The sequence below is a fragment of the Micromonospora sp. M51 genome (assembly GCF_018070305.1).
GTDB classification, from domain to species: Bacteria; Actinomycetota; Actinomycetes; order Mycobacteriales; family Micromonosporaceae; genus Micromonospora; species Micromonospora parva.
The window spans coordinates 1-691 of the sequence record NZ_JAGPXZ010001375.1 but is presented as its reverse complement, the minus strand read 5'-3'; the positions used below and the strand labels follow the sequence as shown (position 1 = coordinate 691).

The following is a 691-nucleotide window of genomic DNA, read 5'->3' as shown; positions in this document are numbered from 1 at the left end:
AAATCACCCCGGACAAATACCGGCCTCCTTCACGCCTGATTCGCGTCAGGCTTGGGTGCGCCTTGTCATTGCGCTTCTGATCGGATCGATCGGCGGCGTCGGCATGTGGGCGGTCGTGGTCGTGATCCCCGTGGTGCAGACCGAATTCGCCGCCACGCGCGGCGCGGTGTCGCTGGCCTTCACGCTGATGATGTTCGGCTTCGGGCTCGGCGGCGTGATCGCGGGCAAGATCACCGACAGGTTCGGCATCGTGCCGGCGATGGCGATCAGCATCGCGTTCCTCGGTGTCGCCAATGTGCTGGCGGGGCTCTCGACCCAGCTGTGGCAGTTCGTGGCCGCGTATTTCCTGATCGGGCTCGGCACGTCGGCGACCTTCGCGCCGCTGATGGCGGAGGCCTCGCACTGGTTCGAGCGCTATCGTGGTCTCGCCGTGACCATCGTCGCGAGCGGCAATTACGTCGCCGGCACGATGTGGCCGCCGCTCATCAGCACGGGTATGCAGACGATCGGCTGGCGCTACACCCATGTCGGGATCGCCCTCGTCTGCGTCAGCCTGATGACGATCCTGGTGCTGGTCCTGCGCGCGCAGATCGGCGACGACAAGGTCCACGACCACGCCAATGCGCCGCCGCCGCGGGTCGATCTCAAGCTTTCGACCAACACGCTGACGGTGCTGCTCTCGATCGCCAGC

At 66.0% G+C, this 691-nt stretch carries 1 protein-coding gene; it reads left to right on the top strand.

Features of this window, described 5'->3' with window-relative positions; genetic code table 11:
* Positions 1-55: 55 nt before the first annotated feature.
* Positions 56-691: MFS transporter (locus tag KBX53_RS34925; protein WP_210864031.1), on the top strand; the 636-nt coding region annotated here is incomplete at its 3' end.